This is a genomic window from Paractinoplanes toevensis, from assembly GCF_018332695.1.
In the GTDB taxonomy this organism is placed as follows: Bacteria; Actinomycetota; Actinomycetes; order Mycobacteriales; family Micromonosporaceae; genus Actinoplanes; species Actinoplanes toevensis.
Window position 1 is genome coordinate 25,734 of record NZ_BOQN01000054.1, and the last position, 19,557, is coordinate 45,290.

The 19,557-nt window shown below is 72.8% G+C and carries 14 protein-coding genes and 1 riboswitch; of the genes, 8 read left to right on the forward strand and 6 right to left on the reverse strand.

The annotated features are described in order from the left end of the window. Positions 1-13: 13 nt before the first annotated feature. From Ato02nite_RS20930 to Ato02nite_RS20940, 3 genes are all read right to left on the reverse strand, one after another. A complete protein-coding gene (locus Ato02nite_RS20930) occupies positions 14-190 on the reverse strand; it encodes a hypothetical protein (RefSeq protein ID WP_213008282.1) in 177 nt (58 codons plus the stop codon). A gap of 95 nt (positions 191-285) precedes the next feature. After that, positions 286-1,506 (reverse strand): glycosyltransferase, encoded by a 1,221-nt coding sequence (locus Ato02nite_RS20935; protein ID WP_213008283.1) that lies wholly within the window; start codon positions 1,504-1,506, stop codon positions 286-288. Between the two features lie 4 nt (positions 1,507-1,510). After that, on the reverse strand, positions 1,511-2,125 hold the full coding sequence (locus tag Ato02nite_RS20940; protein ID WP_213008284.1) for a hypothetical protein: 615 nt from the start codon (positions 2,123-2,125) through the stop codon (positions 1,511-1,513). A gap of 116 nt (positions 2,126-2,241) precedes the next feature. Between Ato02nite_RS20940 and Ato02nite_RS20945 the strand changes: the two genes are divergently transcribed. From Ato02nite_RS20945 to Ato02nite_RS20975, 7 genes are all read left to right on the forward strand, one after another. Then, a complete protein-coding gene (locus Ato02nite_RS20945; RefSeq protein WP_213008285.1) occupies positions 2,242-4,497 on the forward strand; it encodes a putative bifunctional diguanylate cyclase/phosphodiesterase in 2,256 nt (751 codons plus the stop codon). A 59-nt stretch (positions 4,498-4,556) separates the two neighbouring features. Further along, entirely contained in the window at positions 4,557-6,146 is a 1,590-nt protein-coding gene (locus tag Ato02nite_RS20950; protein WP_213008286.1) for a gluconokinase, read from the forward strand. 16 nt (positions 6,147-6,162) lie between these two features. Beyond that, positions 6,163-6,289, forward strand: a riboswitch (cobalamin riboswitch). A gap of 56 nt (positions 6,290-6,345) precedes the next feature. Next, entirely contained in the window at positions 6,346-8,367 is a 2,022-nt protein-coding gene (locus Ato02nite_RS20955; RefSeq protein WP_213008287.1) for a VWA domain-containing protein, read from the forward strand. Then, positions 8,367-8,951 carry a cob(I)yrinic acid a,c-diamide adenosyltransferase gene (gene cobO / locus Ato02nite_RS20960; RefSeq protein ID WP_213008288.1) on the forward strand — a complete coding sequence of 195 codons (585 nt, stop codon included), beginning with the start codon at positions 8,367-8,369 and terminating at the stop codon, positions 8,949-8,951. The genes Ato02nite_RS20955 and cobO overlap by 1 nt, the downstream gene beginning before the upstream one ends. Continuing rightward, positions 8,945-10,339 carry a cobyrinic acid a,c-diamide synthase CobB gene (locus Ato02nite_RS20965; protein ID WP_213008289.1) on the forward strand — a complete coding sequence of 465 codons (1,395 nt, stop codon included), beginning with the start codon at positions 8,945-8,947 and terminating at the stop codon, positions 10,337-10,339. Before cobO ends, Ato02nite_RS20965 begins: the two co-directional genes overlap by 7 nt. Before the next feature lie 96 nt (positions 10,340-10,435). Beyond that, on the forward strand, positions 10,436-10,828 hold the full coding sequence (locus Ato02nite_RS20970; RefSeq protein WP_213008290.1) for a cobalamin biosynthesis protein: 393 nt from the start codon (positions 10,436-10,438) through the stop codon (positions 10,826-10,828). Beyond that, a complete protein-coding gene (locus Ato02nite_RS20975) occupies positions 10,825-11,787 on the forward strand; it encodes a hypothetical protein (protein ID WP_213008291.1) in 963 nt (320 codons plus the stop codon). The genes Ato02nite_RS20970 and Ato02nite_RS20975 overlap by 4 nt, the downstream gene beginning before the upstream one ends. Before the next feature lie 12 nt (positions 11,788-11,799). Here Ato02nite_RS20975 and Ato02nite_RS20980 read toward each other — a convergent pair whose 3' ends face one another. The 3 genes from Ato02nite_RS20980 to Ato02nite_RS20990 all read right to left on the reverse strand — a co-directional run bounded on the left by Ato02nite_RS20980 (position 11,800) and on the right by Ato02nite_RS20990 (position 18,305). Beyond that, positions 11,800-14,166, reverse strand: a complete 2,367-nt coding sequence (locus tag Ato02nite_RS20980; RefSeq protein WP_213008292.1) for a GH92 family glycosyl hydrolase — start codon at positions 14,164-14,166, stop codon at positions 11,800-11,802. A gap of 1,780 nt (positions 14,167-15,946) precedes the next feature. Then, a complete protein-coding gene (locus Ato02nite_RS20985) occupies positions 15,947-17,428 on the reverse strand; it encodes a glutamate-cysteine ligase family protein (RefSeq protein WP_213008293.1) in 1,482 nt (493 codons plus the stop codon). A 355-nt stretch (positions 17,429-17,783) separates the two neighbouring features. Next, positions 17,784-18,305: a hypothetical protein gene (locus tag Ato02nite_RS20990; RefSeq protein WP_213008294.1), complete on the reverse strand. Its 522-nt coding sequence runs from the start codon at positions 18,303-18,305 to the stop codon at positions 17,784-17,786. A gap of 180 nt (positions 18,306-18,485) precedes the next feature. On the opposite strand from Ato02nite_RS20990, the gene Ato02nite_RS20995 reads away from it, so the two are divergent. Beyond that, positions 18,486-19,557, forward strand: a 1,072-nt coding sequence (locus Ato02nite_RS20995) for a hypothetical protein (RefSeq protein WP_213008295.1), incomplete at its 3' end; no start/stop codon positions are given.

The following is a 19,557-nucleotide window of genomic DNA, read 5'->3' on the forward strand; positions in this document are numbered from 1 at the left end:
GGGGCGCTGGTCATCAGCAGGTCGTGACCTTGGCCTGGAACCCGGCCACGACCGGCCCGCCGGCCGCCTTCCGGTTCTTCGCCTGCGTCTGCATGATCTTCACGGCCATGCGCTCGAACTCGCGCCGTTCGGCCTCCGGCGAGCCGCCCAGATAGGTCTCCCGCCACGACGCCCTGATCCCCGTGGTCATCCGTCCACCCCCGACTGAGTTGGCGTCGTTCATCGAAGCGCATCCGCGCCACCATGGGTGCCTCGTGTCGGTTTGCCGATATCCGGCGCGGCCCGTCAACCCAGCCAGTCGACTACCGGCGCGGCGCCGTCCTCCGCGCGCAGGCGGGCGGAGAGGGCCTGGGCGCGCGCGGCGTAGTGCGGGTTGGTGGTGACCTCGCGCAGCGCGGCGGTCAGCGCGCCCACCTCCAGGGGAATCGGTGGTGGGGCCGCGCCCAGCCGGTGCAGCCGGCGGGCCCAGAACGGCTGGTCGGCCAGCCGGGGAACCGCGATCGCCGGCACTCCGGCGCGCAGGCCGGCCGCGGTGGTGCCGGCGCCGCAGTGGTGCACGACCGCCGCGACCCGCGGGAACAGCCACTCGTGCGGCACCGCGCCGATGCTCAGTAGGTCGTCGCCGCCGCCGTCGGCGGCCAGGCCCGACCAGCCCGCCTGGAGCACGGCCCGAACACCCGCCCGGCGGACCGCGGTCACCACGATCTCGGCGAGTTCCGCGCCGCGGCCGGGGGCCATGCTGCCGAAGCCGATGAAAACCGGCTTCCCGTCCGCCAGGAAGGCCTCGAGTCCCTCGGGTGGCGGGGTGGGCGACGGCGGGGTGGGGGCCGGCCACCAGTAGCCGGTCACCCGCAGTGCGGGGTGCCAGTCCCGGGGGCGGGGCACCACCGCCGGGCTGAAGCCGTGAAACGTGGGTTCGCTGAACTCCTGCTCCCGGCGCAGCACCCGCAGGGACCGGCGGGGAAGACCCAGCTCGTGGCGCAGGTCGCGGATCGTCGTGGCGTAGAGCGACTCCACCGCCCGGAACGTCAGGGCGCCCATCGCCAGGTTGCCCAGCGGGCCGAAGGATCGGCCGCCGGTCAGCACCGGGCCGAACTCCCGCGACGGGTGCACCGGCTGGAGGAAGACCGCCGCCCGCCGTACGCCGAAGGCCTCGGCCACCTGATGGCCGAGCGGCGCGACCAGCGTGGAGAGCAGGATCGCGTCGGGTTTGTTCGCCTGCACGGCGGCCAGCACCCCGGCTGCCAGCTGCGCGACGAGGGGACGGGCCAGCGTGTACATCCGGGCGAGGGCTCGCGGGCCGCCGCCCTCGACGGCGAGCTCGAGGGTGGTGCGCAGGTCGCCGGGGATCGGGAGGAAGCCCAGGCCGAGCGCTTCGATCACGGCCCGGAACGGCTCGTGGGTGGCGATCGTGACCGCGTGGCCGGCCTCGCGGAGCCGGGCGGCCAGGCCGGTGTAGGGCGCGACGTCACCCATCGAACCGGACGTGATGATCAGAACCCGCATGCCCTCAATTGTTCAGCAGGCCGGTGGCCGGCAGGCCGCAGGCGCGCTGGGCCTGGCGGGCGTGGCCGTTCACCGAGGCGGCGACCATCAGCAGCTCGGCGAAGCCGCCGCCCAGCACGGCGTTCTCGGCGCTTCCGGACGAGCCGAGCAGGTTGGCGATGTTGTCGACGTCGTCGGCCAGGCCGTTCACCGCGGAGCGCAGGTCGCGGTCGAACACCAGCATCCGGGCGCGGCCGCGCAGGTCGTCGGCCTCGCCGTGCATCCCGTCCAGCTCCGCCTGGGTGACCCGGCCGTCGGACGCCGACGTCGAGGAACCGCCGAGGGTGGAGTTGTCGGCCATCGTCGAACAGACCGAATGCCGGGCGTACGCGTTGACCGCGGTCGCGCCGGCCCCGAGCGCCACGACCACGGCCGCGACCAGGCCGATGATCAGTAGCTTGTTCGGGCCGCGACGGGGTGGCGGGCCGTAGACCGGCGGTATCGGCCACGGCGCGGGGCCGGGCGGGTATCCCCAGCCGGGCCCCGGGCCGGGCGTGGCCTGGAAGTGTTCGGGTGGGGGCTGGAGGTACTGCGGGTGTCCCGGCGGCGCCCATGGCGACGGCGGCTGCTCCGGTTGCATCCGGCGGCACCTCCCTGCGATCTGTCGATCATGTGTCGCTTCGGCAGGTGCCGAGGAAAGCTGAGCGGCCCGGCCGCTTCCCTCAGGTTCGGGATCGATCGGCCGACGGTGGACACATGGTGCCGCTCCTCGTCTCCGCGATCGCGGTCTCGCTCAGTGGTGCCTGGCTGGTGGCCGGCTTCTTCCACGAGTGGGCACACCCGGTGATCGGGTGGCTGCCGCTGCCGGTCACCTCGGTCCTCGCCGGGTACGCCTGCTGGGCCGCCACCCGCCGGGCCGGCCTGGACCCGAGCACCCGCCGCTTCTGGCGGCACCTGACGATCGCCTGCGCCCTGTTCACCGCGGGCATCATCGCCAACGCCGCCGACGCGGTGGGCGGCCCGGAACCCTCCCAGCGGGTCGGCCCGGCCGCCCTGGTCTTCTATCTCGGCGTACTCGTCCTGGTGATGTGGGCGCTGCTGCGACTGCCGTCGTGGCAGCGCAGCCGCAGCGACTGGCTCCGCTTCGGCGTCGACGCCTGCGTCGTGCTGATCACCGTGGCCGCGTTCGTCTGGCGGTTCTCGCTCCGCGACCACCAGGTCTGGGTCAAGCAGACCGGCTCGGCCGGCGCGATGCTGGCCATCGCCCTGCTGACCGCCCTGTCGATGGTCACCTTCATGAAGGTCGCGTTCGCCGGGGCCGGCCGGCTGGACCGGCGCGCCACGTACATTCTGGCGGTCGGCGCCGCTGTCGCCGCGTCGTTCGGCGGGATGTCGCCGTTCCTGATCGACAAGCCGTACCTGTCCAGCAGCCTCATCTCGGTGCCGGTGGCCGCGTTCGCCATCCAGCTCGCCGCGGTCAGCCAGGCCCGGGCCGGCAACCGCGCGCCCCGCGACCGCGGCGTCCACCGGCGGATCAGCGTCGTCCCCTACCTCGCGGTCGCGGTCACCGACGGCCTCCTGCTGACCACCAGCGCCCGGACCCCCGGCGAGACCAGGGCGATGCAGGTCGTCGTGGTCGCGCTGACCGTGCTGGTGATGAGCCGGCAGATCATCGCGCTGCGCGACAACAACCGCCTGATGGCGACGGTCGAGAGCCACCAGGCGGAACTCACCCGCCAGGCCACCCACGACAGCCTCACCGGGGTCGCGAACCGGGCCCTCCTCGAACAGCGCACCCGGGAACTGCTGGCGGACGGCGAGCCGATGCAGGTGCTCCTGTTCGACCTGGACGACTTCAAGACCGTCAACGACCGGCTCGGTCACCAGGTCGGCGACCGGCTGATCGTCGAGACCAGCCGCCGGCTCACCGCCCTGGTAGGCGACGACGGCACCGTGGGCCGGCTCGGCGGGGACGAGTTCGCCGTGCTCCTGCCGGCCGGGCCGGACGTCGAGGCGCTGCTCGATCGCCTGGTCGCCGCGGTCGGCGAACCGGTCGACCTGGCCGGGAACCTGATGGTCACCGGCGTCAGCGCCGGCATCACCCGCAGCCGGGCCGGCGACGACCCGGCCGAGCTGCTGCGCCGTGCGGACGTGGCGATGTACGCGGCGAAGGCGGCCGGCGGCAACCAGTGGCACTGGTTCGACCCGGGCATGGACCGGGCCGCCGACGAGGCCGCCCGGATGGCCGCCGAGCTGAGCCAGGCCCTGCTCCGTGACCAGATCTTCGTGCTGTTCCAGCCGATCGTCGACCTGAACACCGGCACCGCGGTCGGCGCCGAGATGCTGATGCGCTGGCGCCACCCCGAGCAGGGGCTGATCCCGCCGGACGTCTTCATCCCGGTCGCGGAGCGCACCGGCACCATCATCGAGCTGGGCCGGTGGGTGTTCGAACAGGCCTGCCTCCGGTCCGCCGACTGGGACCGCCGCTTCGGCACCGCCGCCCCCGAGAAGATCAGCGTGAACGTGTCGGCCCGCCAGCTCGCCGACCCGGCCTTCGTCGCGACGGTCCGGGACATCCTCGACCGCACCGGCGCCGATCCGGCCCACCTGATGATCGAGGTGACCGAGACCGCGGTGCTCGACACCGGGGACGCGCTCACCCGGCTGGATGCCCTCCGCGCGCTCGGCCTGCGGGTGGCCCTGGACGACTTCGGCACCGGCCACTCGTCGCTGAGCCTGCTGCTGGACCTGCCGGTGGACGTTCTGAAGGTGGACAAGTCCTTCGTCAGCGGCGAGGCCGCCGAGCACGCCGGCGCGATCGTGGTCCGCAACCTGATCGGCTTCACCGACGACTTCGGCATCGACGCGGTCGCCGAGGGCGTGGAGACCAGCGCCCAGGCCGACCGTCTGCGCAGCGCCGGCTACCGGCTCGCCCAGGGTTATCTCTTCGGCCGCCCGATGCCGGCCGCCGACTTCGAGGCCTCGTTCCGGCGAGCGACCGCGGCCGCCTGACGGCGGTCGCCTGAACAGTGCGCCGTTTCGGGAGCATGCGCGGCGGATAGGTTGAGGACATGACGGACGTCGTGATCGGGATCGACACCGGGACCACCGCCACCAAAGGGATCGCCGCCGGGCTCGACGGCAAGCTGCGCGCGCACGTTTCGGTGCATTACCCGCTGGCCGTGCCGGCCGCCGGGCGGGCCGAGCTCGACCCGGCGCACCTGCGCGACGCCGCCGTCAAGGCGCTCACCGACGTGGCCGCCGCCTGCCGGGACAACGGCGACCGGGTCGTCGCGGTCAGCCTCAGCGCGTTCCTGCACGCCCTGGTGCCGATGGACACCGCCGGAAACCCGCTCGGACCGCTGGTCACCTGGGCCGACGCCCGCTCCGGCGAGCAGTGCGACCGCATCCTCGAAGCGGGCCAGGCCAAGTCGCTGCAGGCCCGCACCGGCACCCCGGTGCACCCGATGTCGCCGCTCACCAAGCTGGCCTGGTGGCGCGACAACGACCCGGACCTACTGCGGGACACCCCGCGCTGGGGCGGCGTGAAGGAACTGATCCTCTCCGCGCTCACCGACGAACCGTTCCTGCTCGACCTGTCGGTCGCCTCCGGCACCGGCCTCTACGACATCCACGCCCGGCGCTGGGACCCGGAGGCGCTCGAGATCGCCGGGGCCCGGGTCGGGCAGCTCGCCGAGGTGGTGCCGACCACCACGGTGCTGCGGCTCAAGAAGGGTCTCGCCGGTCTGCCCGACGGGCTCCCGCTGATCATCGGGGCCGCCGACGGCCCGCTCGCCAACCTGGGCGTCGGGGCCACCCCGGCCGGGGTCGCGGCCATTTCTCTCGGCACCAGCGGAGCCTTGCGTACGGTCGTCGACCGGCCGACCGCCGACGCCGACGGCCGGCTGTTCTGCTACGCGCTCACCGAGGACCGGTGGGTGATCGGCGGGGCCGTCAACAACGCCGGCTCGGTGGTGCGCTGGGCCGGGCAGAGCTTCGCGGCCGGGTTCGAACGACCCGGTGCCGAGGGGGAGGACGCCGACGAACTCGACGCCGCCCTGCTCATGGAGGCACAGAGCGCGCCACCCGGCAGCGACGGGCTGCTCTGCCTGCCCTACCTGCTCGGCGAGCGGGCACCCTGGTGGCGGTCCGGGCTACGCGGCGCCTACCTCGGGCTGCGTCGCGAACACGGGCGGGCTCACCTCGTACGCTCCGCGGTTGAAGGGGTTTGCCAGCAGTTGGCCCTGGTGCGGGACTCGTTCGCGACGGAGGGGTTCGCCGTGAGCGAGGTGCGCGCCACCGGCGGTGCGGTCGCCTCCGAACTGTGGGTGGGAGTGCTCGCGGCCGCCCTCGACCTGCCGGTCGCGGTGGCCGACACCCCCGAGGGCACCGCGCTCGGTGCCTGCCTGCTCGGCTGGCACGCGGTGGGCGAACTGCCCGACCTCGACCACGCCGCCGCGCTCATCGGAATCGGCGAACCGACCGTGCCCGACCCGAAGAACGCCGACCTCTACCGGCGGCTGCGGCCCCTCATCGAACAGTCCGCCCTCGCGATGATCGACACCGTCAAGGAACTCGACCGGCTCGCCCCGCCGCCGACGCCTGCGATTCCCGTCACCGGCGGCCGCGTTGACGCCACGCACGGCGGTGAGAAAGAGTGACAGCCGAGCGGTAGCGGAGGAACCCGGTGAAAATCCGGGACGGTCCCGCCACTGTGACCGGGAAGCGACTCGCGGTGTTGTGCCACGGCCGGCGACGGCCGGAAGGCGCGCGGGCTCGTGGTGATCCGGGAGCCAGGAGACTCCGGCCGCTCGTGACACCGGTCGCGTGGGCGTGGACACCCGCGCAGGAGGGACTTTCGTGACGCCGTACCCGTTCTCGGCCGTGGTCGGACTGACCGACCTGAGGCTCGCACTGCTGTTGACCGCCGTCTCGCCGCACGTCGGCGGAGTGCTGGTGCGAGGCGAGAAGGGCACCGCGAAGAGCACCGTCGTCCGCGCCCTGGCCGCGCTGCTGCCGCCGGTCTCGGTCGTGCGCGGCTGCCGCTTCGCCTGCGACCCGGCGGCCCCCGACCCGCAGTGCCCCGACGGGCCGCACCCCGCCGACTCGCCGGCGCTCTCGCGCCCGTCGGCGCTCGTCGAGCTCCCGGTGGGAGCCACCGAGGACCGCGTCGTGGGCACTCTGGACATTCAGCGTGCGCTGGCCGACGGCGTCAAGGCGTACGAGCCGGGGCTGCTCGCCGCGGCCCATCGCGGAGTTCTGTACGTCGACGAAGTGAACCTGCTCCCCGACCACCTCGTCGACCTGCTGCTGGACGCGGCCGCGATGGGACGCGCGCACGTCGAGCGGGACGGGGTGTCGGTCAAGCACGCGGCCCGGTTCCTGCTGGTCGGCACCATGAACCCGGAGGAGGGCGAGCCCCGGCCGCAGCTCGTCGACCGGTTCGGGCTGGTCGTCACCGTGGCGGCACCCCGCGAGGCGAAGGAGCGGGCCGAGGTCGTCCGGCGGCGGCTCGCCTACGAGGCCGATCCGGACGTGTTCGCGGCGCGCTTCGCCGACGACGAGTCGGAGATCGCCGGACAGATCGTCGCCGCGCGGGCCCGGCTGCCCCGGGTGGTCCTGCCCGACCACGAGCTCGACCGGATCGCCCGGGTCTGCCTGGCCTACGGCGTCGACGGGATGCGCGCCGACATCGTGGTGGCCCGCTGCGCGGTGGCCCTCGCCGCCTGGAACGGCCGGGACGTGGTCACCGCCGATGACGTACGGGATGCGGCGCGGCTGGCGCTCCCGCACCGGCGCCGGAAGGACCCGCTCGACCCGCCCGGCACCGACGAGGAACGTCTTGACGACGCGCTCGAGCAGGCGGCCACGGAGTCGGAGCAGGACGGTGATGACGATCCCGAGCCCGACGGCGGCCCCGGCGGGGGACCGCCGCCGCCACCGGACCCCGACGGGCCGCCGGCCGGTGGACCCCCTCCCGGGGCGGCCACCGAGCAGCGTGACAGCGGCCCGGGCGACTCCGGCCCGCGTGGCCGGAGCGACTCCGGTCCGGAGCAGACTGGCAGCGACTCCGACCCGGGCGACAAATCCGAAAAGTCGGTTACGGGGTCGGCGGCTGCGGCCGGGAACGCCTATCGGACCCGTACGCTCCGAATTTCTTCTCGCGGAACCGGCGGTCATTCCGGACGCCGCTCGCCGTCGATCGCCCGCCGGGGGCGGGTGATCGGATCCCGGGTGCCGGTCGGCAAGCTGGCCGGCGCGCCCCACCTGCCCGCCACCCTGCGGGCCGCGCTGCACCGCGGCGACCGCGTCGTGCGGCCGCGTGACCTGCGCGAGGCCGTGCACGTCGGGCGGGAGTCCAACCTGGTCCTGTTCGTGGTGGACGCCTCCGGATCGATGGCCGCCCGCCGCCGGATGACCGTGGTGAAGACCGCCGTGCTGTCGCTGCTGCGGGACGCCTACCAGCGGCGCGACCGGATCGGCATGATCACCTTCCGGGGGCACGAGGCCGAGCAGGTGCTGCCGCCGACCTCCAGCCACGAGGTGGGAGTGTTGCGGCTCGCGTCGCTGCGGACCGGCGGGCGTACGCCCCTCGCGGCCGGCCTCCGCGCCGCCGCCGCGACCATCGCCACCGAGCGGCGCCGCGATCCGCGCCGCCGCCCCCTGCTGATCGTCGTCACCGACGGCCGCGCCACCAGCGGACCCGACCCGGTGACCGTCGCGCCCGCCCTGGCCGGCGTCGCCGCGGTGGTCGTCGACTGCGAGTCCGGGCCGGTCCGGCTGGGACTGGCCGGCCGCCTGGCCGCCGCCCTCGACGCCGACCTGATGCCCCTCGACCAGCTCGAAGCCGGCGCCGGCGCCGCACCCCGGAGGGTTGCCTGATGCCGCAGGGCAAAGTCAGCGTGGTGCCGGACGACGGCCTCACCACCCGGCAGCGGCGGCGGCAGGCCGTGCTCGCCGTGCACACCGGGCACGGCAAGGGTAAATCGACGGCGGCGTTCGGGATGGCGCTGCGGGCGTGGAGCGCGGGCTGGCCGATCGGCGTGTTCCAGTTCGTGAAGTCGGAGAAGTGGAAGGTCGGCGAGGAGCAGGCCCTCAAGTCCCTCGGCAACGTCACCTGGCACAAGATGGGCGAGGGCTGGTCCTGGATCCAGCGGGCCGGCACCGAGCGCGACCACGCCGCCGAGGCCGCCGAGGGCTGGGCGCAGATCAAGCGTGACCTGGCCGCCGAGACGTACAAATTCCTGGTGCTGGACGAGTTCACCTACCCCATGAAGTGGGGCTGGGTCGACGTCGACGACGTCGTCGCCACACTGGCCGCCCGCCCCGGCGTCCAGCACGTGGTGATCACCGGCCGGGACGCGGCACCGGCCCTGCTGGAAGCCGCCGACCTGGTCACCGAGATGACGAAGGTCAAGCATCCGATGGACGCCGGCCGCAAGGGACAGCAGGGCATCGAGTGGTGAGAATCCCCCGGGTCGTGATCGGCGCCCCCGCCTCCGGCCACGGCAAGACAACGGTGGCTACCGGCCTGCTGGCGGCGTTTGCCCGGCGCGGCGTGCCCGTAGCACCGTTCAAGGTCGGCCCCGACTACATCGACCCCGGCTACCACGCCCTGGCCGCCGGCCGCCCCGGCCGCAACCTGGACCCGGTCCTGGTCGGCGAGAACCTGATCGCGCCACTGTTCGCACACGGCGCCCAGGACGCGAAGCTGGCGATCGTCGAGGGCGTGATGGGCCTCTACGACGGCCGCACCGGCGCCGGCGACACCGGCTCGACCGCCCAGGTGGCCGCGCTGCTGGAGGCACCGGTGATCCTGGTGGTCGACGCGGCCGCCCAGGGCCGCTCGATCGCGGCGCTGGTGCACGGTTTCCGCAGCTTCGGCAGCGTCCGGCTGGCCGGCGTGATCCTCAACCGGGTCGGCTCCGACCGGCACGAGTCCATCCTGCGAGAGGCCTGCGAGGAGGTCGGCACCCCCGTCCTGGGCGCCCTGCGCCGAGCCGACGCGGTGGCCGCCCCGTCCCGCCACCTGGGCCTGGTCCCGGCCGCCGAACGCCGAGCCGAAGCCCGGGCCTCGGTGGACGCCCTGGCGGCTCTGGTCGCCGCCGCGGTGGATCTGGAGGAGGTGGAGGCGATCGCCTACTCCGCCCCGCCCCTGCAGGTCGAGCCGTGGAGCCCGTCGTCGGCGATCCGACCCGGCCCGCATGATCAGGTGGAAGCGTCCGGCGCCGCAAGCGCTCGGCCGGTCATCGCGATCGCCGGTGGCCCGGCGTTCTCCTTCTCCTACGCGGAGACGCCCGAGCTGCTGACGGCGGCGGGCGCCGACGTCGTGACGGTCGATCCGCTGCGCGACGAAAAGCTTCCGGCGGGGGCGCGCGGTCTGGTGGTCGGCGGCGGCTTCCCTGAGGTGTACGCGGCGGAGCTCTCCGCCAACGAACCCCTCCGCCGAGCCGTGGCCGCCCTGGCCGCCGAGGGCGGACCGATCGTGGCCGAGTGCGCGGGCCTGCTCTGGCTGTGCCGCACCCTCGACGACGCTCCGATGTGCGGTGTCCTCGACGCCGACGCCGCGATGACCCCGACGCTGACCTTGGGTTACCGTGACGCGGTCGCGCTGGCCGACAGCCCGCTCGCCCCGGCGGGCACCCGGGTGACCGGCCACGAGTTCCACCGCACCACCGTCCACCCCCGTTCGGGCCTGCTGCTCTCGCCGGCCGCCGGCGGGGCGTGGCAGTGGCGCGGCAGCGACCCGGAGGGCTTCGCCACCCCCGCCGTGCACGCCTCTTACCTGCACCTGCACTGGGCCGGAACGCCGTCGCTGGCCCGGAACGTGGTAGCGGCGGCGTCCGCGGTCTGAGGAGGGCGCCGGGCCGGGGCGTGGCCGCGGTGGCGTCGAGCGGCTGGGTGGTGGGGCCATCGGCTGCGGTGGGGGGCTGGGGTGGAGGACGGTGGGGTGACTGGGTCTCGGGGCCTCGTGGTGGGGCTGGGGGCGCGGGCCGGTCGGTCGGCGGAAGTTCTCGTGGCGGCGGTGCTGTCGGCGCTTTCCGAAGTCGGTGCGGGGCCGGGGGACGTGCGGGTGCTGGCCACTCTTGATCGGCGGTCGGCCGAGGACGGTGTGCGGGCGGTTGCCGTCGCGTACGGCTGGGAGCTTGTGTCGTTCGCGGCGGCGCAACTGGCGGCTCAGGCCGTACCCAATGCCAGCGAAAGGGTCGCCGCGGCCGTGGGAACCCCCGGCGTCGCGGAGGCGGCGGCGCTCGCCGCGGCCGGGTCCGGAGCCGTGCTTGTCCTGCCGAAACGGGTGTTCGCGGGGGTGGTCGTGGCGGTGGCTTCTACACTCCCGTCGTGATCTTGCGGTGGGCGGTGGCGGCGGGCCGGTACAACCGGCAGGTGCTCCTCGGCGGCGTGGCGCTGGTGGCGGCCGTGGTCCTGGCGGTGCTGTTCGGCGTCGACCGATCGCGACCGGCGGCCGGGCTCGGGGTGCTCACCGGGGTGATCCTGGTACTCCTGCTTTCCCTGTTCTTCTCGCCGACGGTGCGGCACCCGCCCGCGGTGTTGCTGGTGTCGGAGGCTGATCGGTCGTTCGGCACGCATCGGACCGTCGTCCACACCCTCGCCGCGGTCGCTCATCTGGCCGCGTTCAGCATCCTCCTGCTCTACCCGGCCGAGCTCTGGGCCGGCGGGCTGAGGGACAAAGGCGCGGTCCTCGTGGCCGCCGGGTTGTTCGCGTGCTACCCGCGGGCGATGTGGCGGGGCCTGGGGGTCGTCATCAACGCCGACGGGATCCGTGCGGAGAAGTTCGCGGGCGTTGTCATCGTGCCGTGGGAGGCTCTCGCCGCGGAACCGGCCGAACCCGAGCGCGGCGGGGGCGTGGTTCTGACCTACGACCGACCCGACCTGGTCCGGGTCGTCGGTGGCTGGTCGGTCAACCGGCGGCAGCTGCTGGTCGAGGCCACCGACGTGCAATTTCTCGCGGCGGTCGTCGACCACTATCGGGCGAACCCGGAGGAGCGCGCCGGGATCGGCACTCCGGCCGAGCTCGACCGGCTCCGGGTGGCACTCGACCAAGCCCCGCCGGGGGAGAAGGCTGCGGAGGGCGAGCCGATCGGCCGCGGGGCGGCGGTGGCGGCTGTCGTCTTCTTGTTGCTGACCGCGGTCGGCACCCTCGCCGCGGGCAAGTGGGCCGAGGGTCGTTTCGGCGAGGATTCACTGATCGCCTGGCTGTTGGGGCTGATTTCCGTGGCCCTCGCCTTCGCTGCCGGTGGGGCGATCCTCACCGCGGTGAGGGAGTTCCGCAAACCGCGGTGAGGACCCCGGACATCAGTGGTCGACGGGCAGCCCCGCCGTGGCCCAGCTCTGGTTGGCGGCCGTGCCGAGGGTGAACGACACGGTGCCGCCGCGCTGCACGAACGACTCCGGCAGCCATGACCGGCCGAGCGCCGACCCGTTGTAGGTCACCCTCTGCACGTATGTGTCGGTGGATGACGCCTTGACGGTCAGCCGCACCCCGTTGCTGCGGGTGAGCACCACCCGGGTGAAGACCGGTGACCCGAGCAGCATCTCGGCCCGCCCCGGCACCTGCGGGAAGAACCCCATCGCGGCGAAGACGTACCAGGCGCTCATCGTGCCGAGGTCGTCGTTGCCGGGCAGCCCGGACGGCCCGACGCCGTAGGCGGTGTCGACGATCTGCCGCACCGTCTCCTGCGTCTTCCACGGCTGCCCGAGTCCGTTGTAGAGCCACGGCGCATGGATGCCCGGCTCGTTGGTCGGGTCGTAGCGCAGGGCGTTCCCGCCGAGCACCGCCCAGTTCCCGTTCTCGTCGTGGAAGAACCCGTCGAGCCGCGCGGCGGCGGCCGGCCGCCCGCCCATCAGGGTGGCGAGCCCGGACACGTCCTGCGGCACCATCCAGGTGTAGGTGGCGCTGGATCCCTGGGCGAAGCCGGCGTCGGTGGCGGGCGTGAACCCGGTCTGCCAGCTGCCGTCGGCTTTCCGGGCGGCCTGGTAGCCGACCGCGGTGTTGAACGTGTTCTTCCAGTAGTCGCCGCGGGGGAGCAGCTGCCGGTACTGGTCGTTGCGGCCGGCCCGCTGTGCCCACATTGCGAGCGAGAAGTCGGCGAGCGAGTTCTCCAGGGTCTCGGCCGCGCCGCCCCAGCAGTGGCAGATGTCGTTCGCCGCGTAGTGCAGCGCCAGGTAGGTGTTCAGCGTCGGCCGCTGCCCGGTGCACTGCCCGGGGCAGCCGGCGTCGGAGAGCGCGTCCGGGTTCTGCACGGTCGCCTGCCGCACCAGCGAGTCGAGAGCCGCCAAGGAATCGAATCGGGCTCCCATCGCGTACCAGGTGGCCAGAGTCGGCGCCGCCGGGTCGCCGGTCATCACGTGGGTCGGCGCGCCGAGGTGCAGCCACCGGTCCCAGATCCCGTTGTTCTGCGCCGCGAAGTCCAGCATGGACGTTGCCATGTCCCCGGCGACGTCCGGGCGCAGCAGCCCGAGCAACTGGATCTGCGCCCGATACTGATCCCAGCCGGAGAACGTGCCGTAGGCGGCCCTCTGCCCGGCCCGGATCGTGTGCACCTGCTGATCCGCCCCCAGGTAACGACCGTCGAGGTCACTGAGCGTCTGCGGTTGCATGAGGCTGTGGTAGACGGAGGTGTAGAACGCGGTCGTCCGCGCGGGAGTCCCGCCACCGACGCCGATCCGGGCGAGTTCGGTGTTCCAGGCTTCGCGCGCCTGCGCCGCGATCGAGGCCGGCGTCGCTTGCGCCGGGATCTCTCCGTCGCGGTTGGCGGCGGCTGCGCCGAGGCTTGTGTACGAGATACCGACGCGCATTCCTACTCGGGTATCCGAGAACCCGACCCAGCCGCCCGATCCGCGCCCGGCCCGGTCCGCACCGGTCAGATATCCCTCCCCGCCGGTGGTCGTCGTGCCGCCCGGGGTGAGCGTGCTGTTCTGCCAGGTCCCGGTCGAAGCGAAGTCCCGGTCGAAGACGGCGCTGAAGTACAGCCGGTAGTAGGAGCGCCGGTTCGGGTTGGTCGCCCCGCCGCCGTTGCCGCGCCGCCCGCAGAACCCGCCGGTGAGCACCGAGCCGCTGACCGTCCGGGTCGCCGGGTCGATGCTGATCGAGGCGTCCTCGCTGCCGTTGAGCGAGTTGGACGTGCGGAACAGCAGGTTCGCGGCGGCCCCGGCCGGGAAGGTGAAGTCGGCGATGCCGGCCCGGGTGGTGACGGCGAGGTCGCTGCGCACGCCCGAGTCGAGGGTGACGGCATACCGCCCGGGTGTCGCGGACTCGTTGGCGTGACTGTAGGTGCCGACGAATTTCGCGTCCTTGGTGTCGGCCGTGGGGGAGGAGTCGACTTCACCGGCGTACGGAAGGATCGGAATGTCCCCGGCGGCGCCGGGTGCGCAACCGGCCCCGTTGACATGGGTGAGGCTGAAGCCACGCAGTTTGGTGGTGTTGTATTCGTAGCCGTTCGCGGCGGGTGCGTTCGTCTGGTCGCCGCTGGTGCCGGTGGGGCTCCAGGCGATCATCCCGAACGGCCGGGTGGCGCCCGGCCAGGTGTTGCCGCCGCGGGTGGTCCCGATGAACGGGTCCACATAGCTCGCCGGGTCGTCGACCAGCGGCACGGCCGGCGCGGGCGCGGCGGCGCCGGCGGTGAGCGCGAGCGCTACGGCCAGCAGGGCACGTATCGACATGCGTAGTCCCTTCGTAGGTTCGCGGCCGAACCTACGCGGGTGATGATGATCATCAATCTGCTTTCACGTGAAGGTTTCCTAAATGCCGGGGACATCGCAGAAAAGCAGATTTCCGGCGTGGGGTGAACTTGAATACGAGGCGTGGTTACCTATCGGGCCGCTCGCGACCGGAGGTTCGCCGTTCCGGCCATGGCGGCGGTACTACTGGCCCTGTTCCTGTCGTTCGGGTCCGTCCCGGCCACCGCGGCCGGTTCTCTCGCGGACGCGGTCACCGTCACGGTCGGCGGTGCCGTCATCGAGCCGGGGCAGTCCGGCACGGCGACCGTCACCCTGCTGGCCACGGCCGACTACGACGACCTCGTACTGACCGTGCCGATCGACGCGCTGCCGGCCGGTCTCACCCTGGGCCAGGCCGCCCTCGGCTCCGACGCGTGCACGATCGGTGCCACGAGCGTCGTCTGCACCGGCGTGGCGCTGGTCGCCGGCACGGCCCGCACGCTGCGGCTCCCGGTCAGCGTTTCCGCGTCGACCACCGCCGGCACAAGCTGGCAGGTCACCGGGATCACGCTGGCGCCCGCCGCCGACGCTACGGATCAGGTGCTCGCCGACGGTCTGCTGGTCAGCACCGCGGCGGCTACGTTCTCGATGAGTGTCGCGGTCAGCGCGGTGTCGAACACGTCCCCGGCGCCCGGCGCCACCACGAACCTGCCGATCGTCCTGACCAACGCGGGGCCGGGCGAGGCCGACCGATACCCGGTGACCGTGCTGCTGCCGACCGGCCTGACCTACGAGTCACTGCCGTCCTTCTGTACGGAGGACGCCACCGGCCGGATCGCGTCCTGCGCGATCTCGGTGCCGGCGATCTCGTCGGTCCGGATGACCCTGCCGCTGGTGGTCGGCGACGATCTCGAGCCGGGCGCCGTGCTCACCGGCGGGTGCCTGGACGAGGCGCTGAGCACCGGCACGCCGGACTTCGACGACGTCTGCGGCGGCGATGCCGACGTGGCCATCCCCGATCTCACGGTCGGGCCGTTCGGCGTGGACCTGCGGATGTCCTACGACGGCACGGTCGTCCCGGTCGTCACCGGAAACCAGCCGGTGGTGCTGATCTCCTACGCCAACGACGGTTCGGACAAGGCCGGCGACGTGCGCTTCGCGGTCGGACTACCGCCCGGGCTCCTGCTCGCGCAGGCGGAGCTCGTGCCGGCCAGCTCCTCGGCGGCTGAGGGCGATGCCGCTGCGCACGGCGATGCCGGCTCGCAGGGCGAGGCTGGTGCGCAAGGCGATGCCTCTGCGCAGGGCGAGGCCGGTGCGGAGGGGGCCGACACGGCGGGCGCGGTCCGGGCGGAGTGCGCGAAGTCGCCGACGGCCGGTGCCGGCACGGTCACGTGCGCCGCGCTGGACCTGGTCGCCGGCGCCGGCGGCGTTCTGCGGCTGACCCTCGCCCTCGATGACGACGCGCAGGACGGTTTCGCCATCATGGAGGTCGCCGTCGCCGCCGACGATGAGGACGGGGGGACCGCGAACAACACCGTGGACGTGCCGGTGGCCCTCGTCGCCGCGAGCGACGGTGCGCTGCCCACCACCGGCACCGACGCGGCTCGGCTCGGCCTGGTGTCGGCGATCATGGTCGCGTTCGGTGTGGTGCTGGTCATCGGCGTACGCGAGAAGGCAGCCGTGCCCGTCGCCGGCCGCCTCGCCGTACGCGATCGGCCGGACCGCAAGCCGCGCCATGCGCGACCGAACCTCCTTCGCCGGGCCTTCCGGCCCGGCGAGAAGATCAGGCCGACGGGTACGGCCACTCGTGCACCGGCCGGTTCTCGTGCATCAGTGGAAGGTACTGCCGGAGCATCTCGTGCAGTGCGTCCTGCCGGTCGTGCCCCTCGGCCTCCAGCGCATGCAAAGTCTGAACCTGCCAGGCGGCACCGTTCCGATGGGTCAGGCAGCGCTGCTCGATGATGCCGAGGAGGCGGTCGCGTTCGCCCGGGGAGACACCCCAGCGGTCCAGACCCTGGGCGGCCAGCGGCAGCAGCCGGCGCAGCACCAGCTCGGTGACCGCGATGTAGCCGAGGCCGGGCCAGAACACGCTGGCGTCGATGCCGTGCCGGGCACAGGCGTGGAAGTTCTCCTCGGCCGCGCTGAAGCTCATCTGCGTCCACAGTGGCCGCTCGGCCTCGGCCAGGGTGCGGATCAGTCCGTAGTAGAAGCCCGCGTTGGCCAGGGTGTCGAGCACCGTCGGCCCGGCCGGCAGCACGCGGTTCTCCACCCGCAGGTGGGGGCGGCCGCGCACCACCGCGTAGATCGGCCGGTTCCACCGGTAGATCGTGCCGTTGTGCAGCCGCAGCTCGCTCAGCTCGGGTACCTCGCCGCGCTCCAGGATCTCGCCCGGGTCGGCCTCGTCGCAGATCGGCAGCAGCGCCGGGAAGTAGCGGACGTTCTCCTCGAACAGGTCGAACACGCTGGTGATCCAGCGCTCGCCGAACCACACCCGGGGCCGCACCCCCTGCGCCCGGATCTCCTCCGAGCGGGTGTCGGTGGCCTGCTCGAAGAGCGGGATGCGGGTCTCCCGCCACAGCTCCCGGCCGAACAGCAGCGGCGAGTTGGCGCCGAGCGCCACTTGGATGCCGGCGATCACCTGGGCCGCGTTCCAGTACGCCGCGAACTGCGCCGGGCTGACCTGCAGGTGGAACTGGGTGCTGGTGCAGGCCGACTCGGGGGCGATGGTGTCGGTGGTGACGGCCAGCCGGTCCACGCCGTCGATCCGGATGTCCAGGTCCTCGCCGCGGGCCGAGAAGATCTGCTCGTTGAGCAGCTTGTAGCGCGGATTGGCGCTCAACGCGTCGAGCGTCATGTGCTCGCGGCGCAGCGTCGGCAGGATGCCGATCATCACGGTGTGCGCGCCGACCGTACGGGAATGTTTCTCCGCGCTGTTCAGGCTGGCCCGCAGCGTCCGCTCGAGGTCGGCGTTCTCGTCGCCGGCCAGGCGGCGCGGCGGAACGTTTATCTCGATGTTGAACTGACCGAGCTCGGTCTGGAAGTCGGGGTCGGCGATGGCGCCCAGAACCTCGGCGTTACGCATCGCCGGGTCGGCGTTCTCATCGATGAGGTTGAGCTCGATCTCCATGCCGGTCAGCGGCCGCTCGAACTCGAAACGCGACTCGCGCAGCATCGCCGCGAACACGTCCAGGCTTCGACGGATCTTGTGCCGGTACCGGGCCCGATCTTCCCGGGTGAAGTTGGTCTGTTCGACTTCCTCGCCCATCGGCACACCGCCTATCTCGAGTAATTTAAAACTCGCATACCTCATCGGTCTGCGCCAGGCGTCGCGCCGGTACCCTGCGCAAATTGATCTCAAACCGGCCCGGGGTCCGGTGGCCGAGCCGACCGGCCCGCACGCCGTGTGGTGGCGGCGTCATCACGCCACCTCGTGGCCAGGACGGCAGGACAGCGGAGAGTGAGCAACGGCGACAGGCCGTAAACACCGAGAGCCGCGCCGGAGGCGACGCTGCCTTCGACGCGGTGGCCGATTTCGATCAGGCGTTTCGGTGTCCGGAAAGCGGGACCCGGCGGCTCGATGACGGCGGCGGTGCCGCTCGGCCGGCGGTGATCGCGGGCGGTCAGGCCAGCCAGACCGCGGCAACCACGATCGCCAGGGCGGCGCCGAGCATCGCCTGCAGCAGCAATGCCGGGCCGAGGTGCGACCACATCGTCGGGATGCGCGGAGTGAGCGGCTGCATGGTGGTCAGATTGACCACCTGCACCAGCCGCACCGGCAGCCGATGATCCTTCTGCGGAACCGTCCTGAGCTGGATCAGGTCACCCCGGTGCAGCGCGGACTGGGGCAGGTGACCGTGCATCTCGACCTCGTAGGTCTGGCCCAGGTCGTCGCGCACCCGCACCGGTGTCACGAGAAACTCGGGCCCCTTCTTCAACTCCTTGAAACTGCGGCGGGTGGCCCGCATGCGCAGCAGCGAGCCGATCAACTGGACGACGGCGGCGGTGACGTAGACGACGATCAGTAGCGGCTGGCCGACCTTCACCTCACGGGTGTAGGCGGCCTGGTAACCGGCGAACCGGCCGGTGATGACGGGGCTGACGTGCCGGAGGATCTGCTCTCGGTACAGCTCGACCTCGTCCATGGGGGATCACCTCCTGGATGTCTTAATATCGTACGGAGAGCAACTGATTCCGTACCGTGAGTGAATCTTGGCTCTTCTTTCTCTTCCTCTGAAATGCGGAAAAAGGCGCGAATCACCGCAAGGAAAAGGTGAACTTGACTCGGAACCGTGCGGTCGCGCGCGGGGAAGGGGTCAGGGACAGTGGCACCGACAGAGACCTTCGTCGATCCGGAGAGCGTCCTCGCGCAGACCGCACGAGAGATGCTCGCGACGCACGCCGGCGGCGCCGGACCCAGCGAGGGCATGACCGAGTGCCCCGTCTGCGGCGAGCCGCTGCCGTGCCCCGCCGGCCGCTCCGCCGCCGAGGTACTCGAGGCAGCCGGCCTGGCCGAGGCGTCCGGGCTGATCTCGGTGCATCGGCAGGGCCTGCCCGGCCCCGCAGCCTACGAGGAGGAGCAGGCGTACGCGTCACCGCTCGCGTTCGGCTCGCCCCCCGATGTCCCCGCCGAGACGTACGACGGCCCGGCCTGGAACGGCCCGTCGGCCGGCACCCCCTACCTGGACAGCAGCCCGGTCGAGGTGTCCTTCGCCCCGGCCGAGCCGTCCCTGATGCCGGAGCCACCCCGCTACAAGCCGCCGGTGCCGACCGGCCTGTCGTTCGACCTGCCCCCGGTCGAGAACCCGGCCCCCGCCACCGACCCCGGCCGGGATGACGAGCCCCGCCTGAGCGGCATGACCGTGGCCTCCCTGAGCCAGCACGACGACCTGCGAGGCACCCCACCCCCCGAGCCGATCGGCCCGGCCGGCCTACGCCCCGGCCCACTCCCACCCGCGGGCCCGCCCGACCCGTCCACCGCCGGCTGGTCCACCCACGCCGAGTCATCCTGGTCCACCCAGCCGGACCCAGCCGGCTCCGCGCTCGCGGCACCGGCCGGCTCCCGTCGGCCGTCGGCGTTCTCCGCCCAGAGCGATCCGTCCGGCCCGGGGTGGTCCTCCACCCAGTCGGAGACGTCCGGTTCCGGGCTTTCCGCCGCAGGCGCCTGGCCCTCCGCTCTCGCCGAGCAGTCCGGCTCCGCGCTTGCCGCCCAAGCCGGGCCGTCCGACCCCGGCTGGTTGCCCACCCAGCCGGAGTCGTTCGGCTCTTCGCTCGCGGCCCGCGCCGGCTCCGCCGACTGGCCGTCCGGTCAGGCCGAGCCGCCGGCTTCGGGGCTGTCAGGCCGGCCCGGTCCGTCGAGTGCCGACCGGTCGTCGGCCGAGGCGTCGGGTTCGGCGT

Excerpts from the sequence above, each read along its gene's own strand:
- cobO (WP_213008288.1), top strand. The coding sequence starts at position 8,367 with ATGCCGCAGGGCAAAGTCAGCGTGGTGCCGGACGACGGCCTCACCACC.
- Ato02nite_RS20990 (WP_213008294.1), bottom strand. The coding sequence starts at position 18,305 with ATGGACGAGGTCGAGCTGTACCGAGAGCAGATCCTCCGGCACGTCAGC.
- Ato02nite_RS20935 (WP_213008283.1), bottom strand. The coding sequence starts at position 1,506 with ATGCGGGTTCTGATCATCACGTCCGGTTCGATGGGTGACGTCGCGCCC.
- Ato02nite_RS20980 (WP_213008292.1), bottom strand. The coding sequence starts at position 14,166 with ATGTCGATACGTGCCCTGCTGGCCGTAGCGCTCGCGCTCACCGCCGGC.
- Ato02nite_RS20930 (WP_213008282.1), bottom strand. The coding sequence starts at position 190 with ATGACCACGGGGATCAGGGCGTCGTGGCGGGAGACCTATCTGGGCGGC.
- Ato02nite_RS20950 (WP_213008286.1), top strand. The coding sequence starts at position 4,557 with ATGACGGACGTCGTGATCGGGATCGACACCGGGACCACCGCCACCAAA.
- Ato02nite_RS20945 (WP_213008285.1), top strand. The coding sequence starts at position 2,242 with ATGGTGCCGCTCCTCGTCTCCGCGATCGCGGTCTCGCTCAGTGGTGCC.
- Ato02nite_RS20985 (WP_213008293.1), bottom strand. The coding sequence starts at position 17,428 with ATGGGCGAGGAAGTCGAACAGACCAACTTCACCCGGGAAGATCGGGCC.
- Ato02nite_RS20940 (WP_213008284.1), bottom strand. The coding sequence starts at position 2,125 with ATGCAACCGGAGCAGCCGCCGTCGCCATGGGCGCCGCCGGGACACCCG.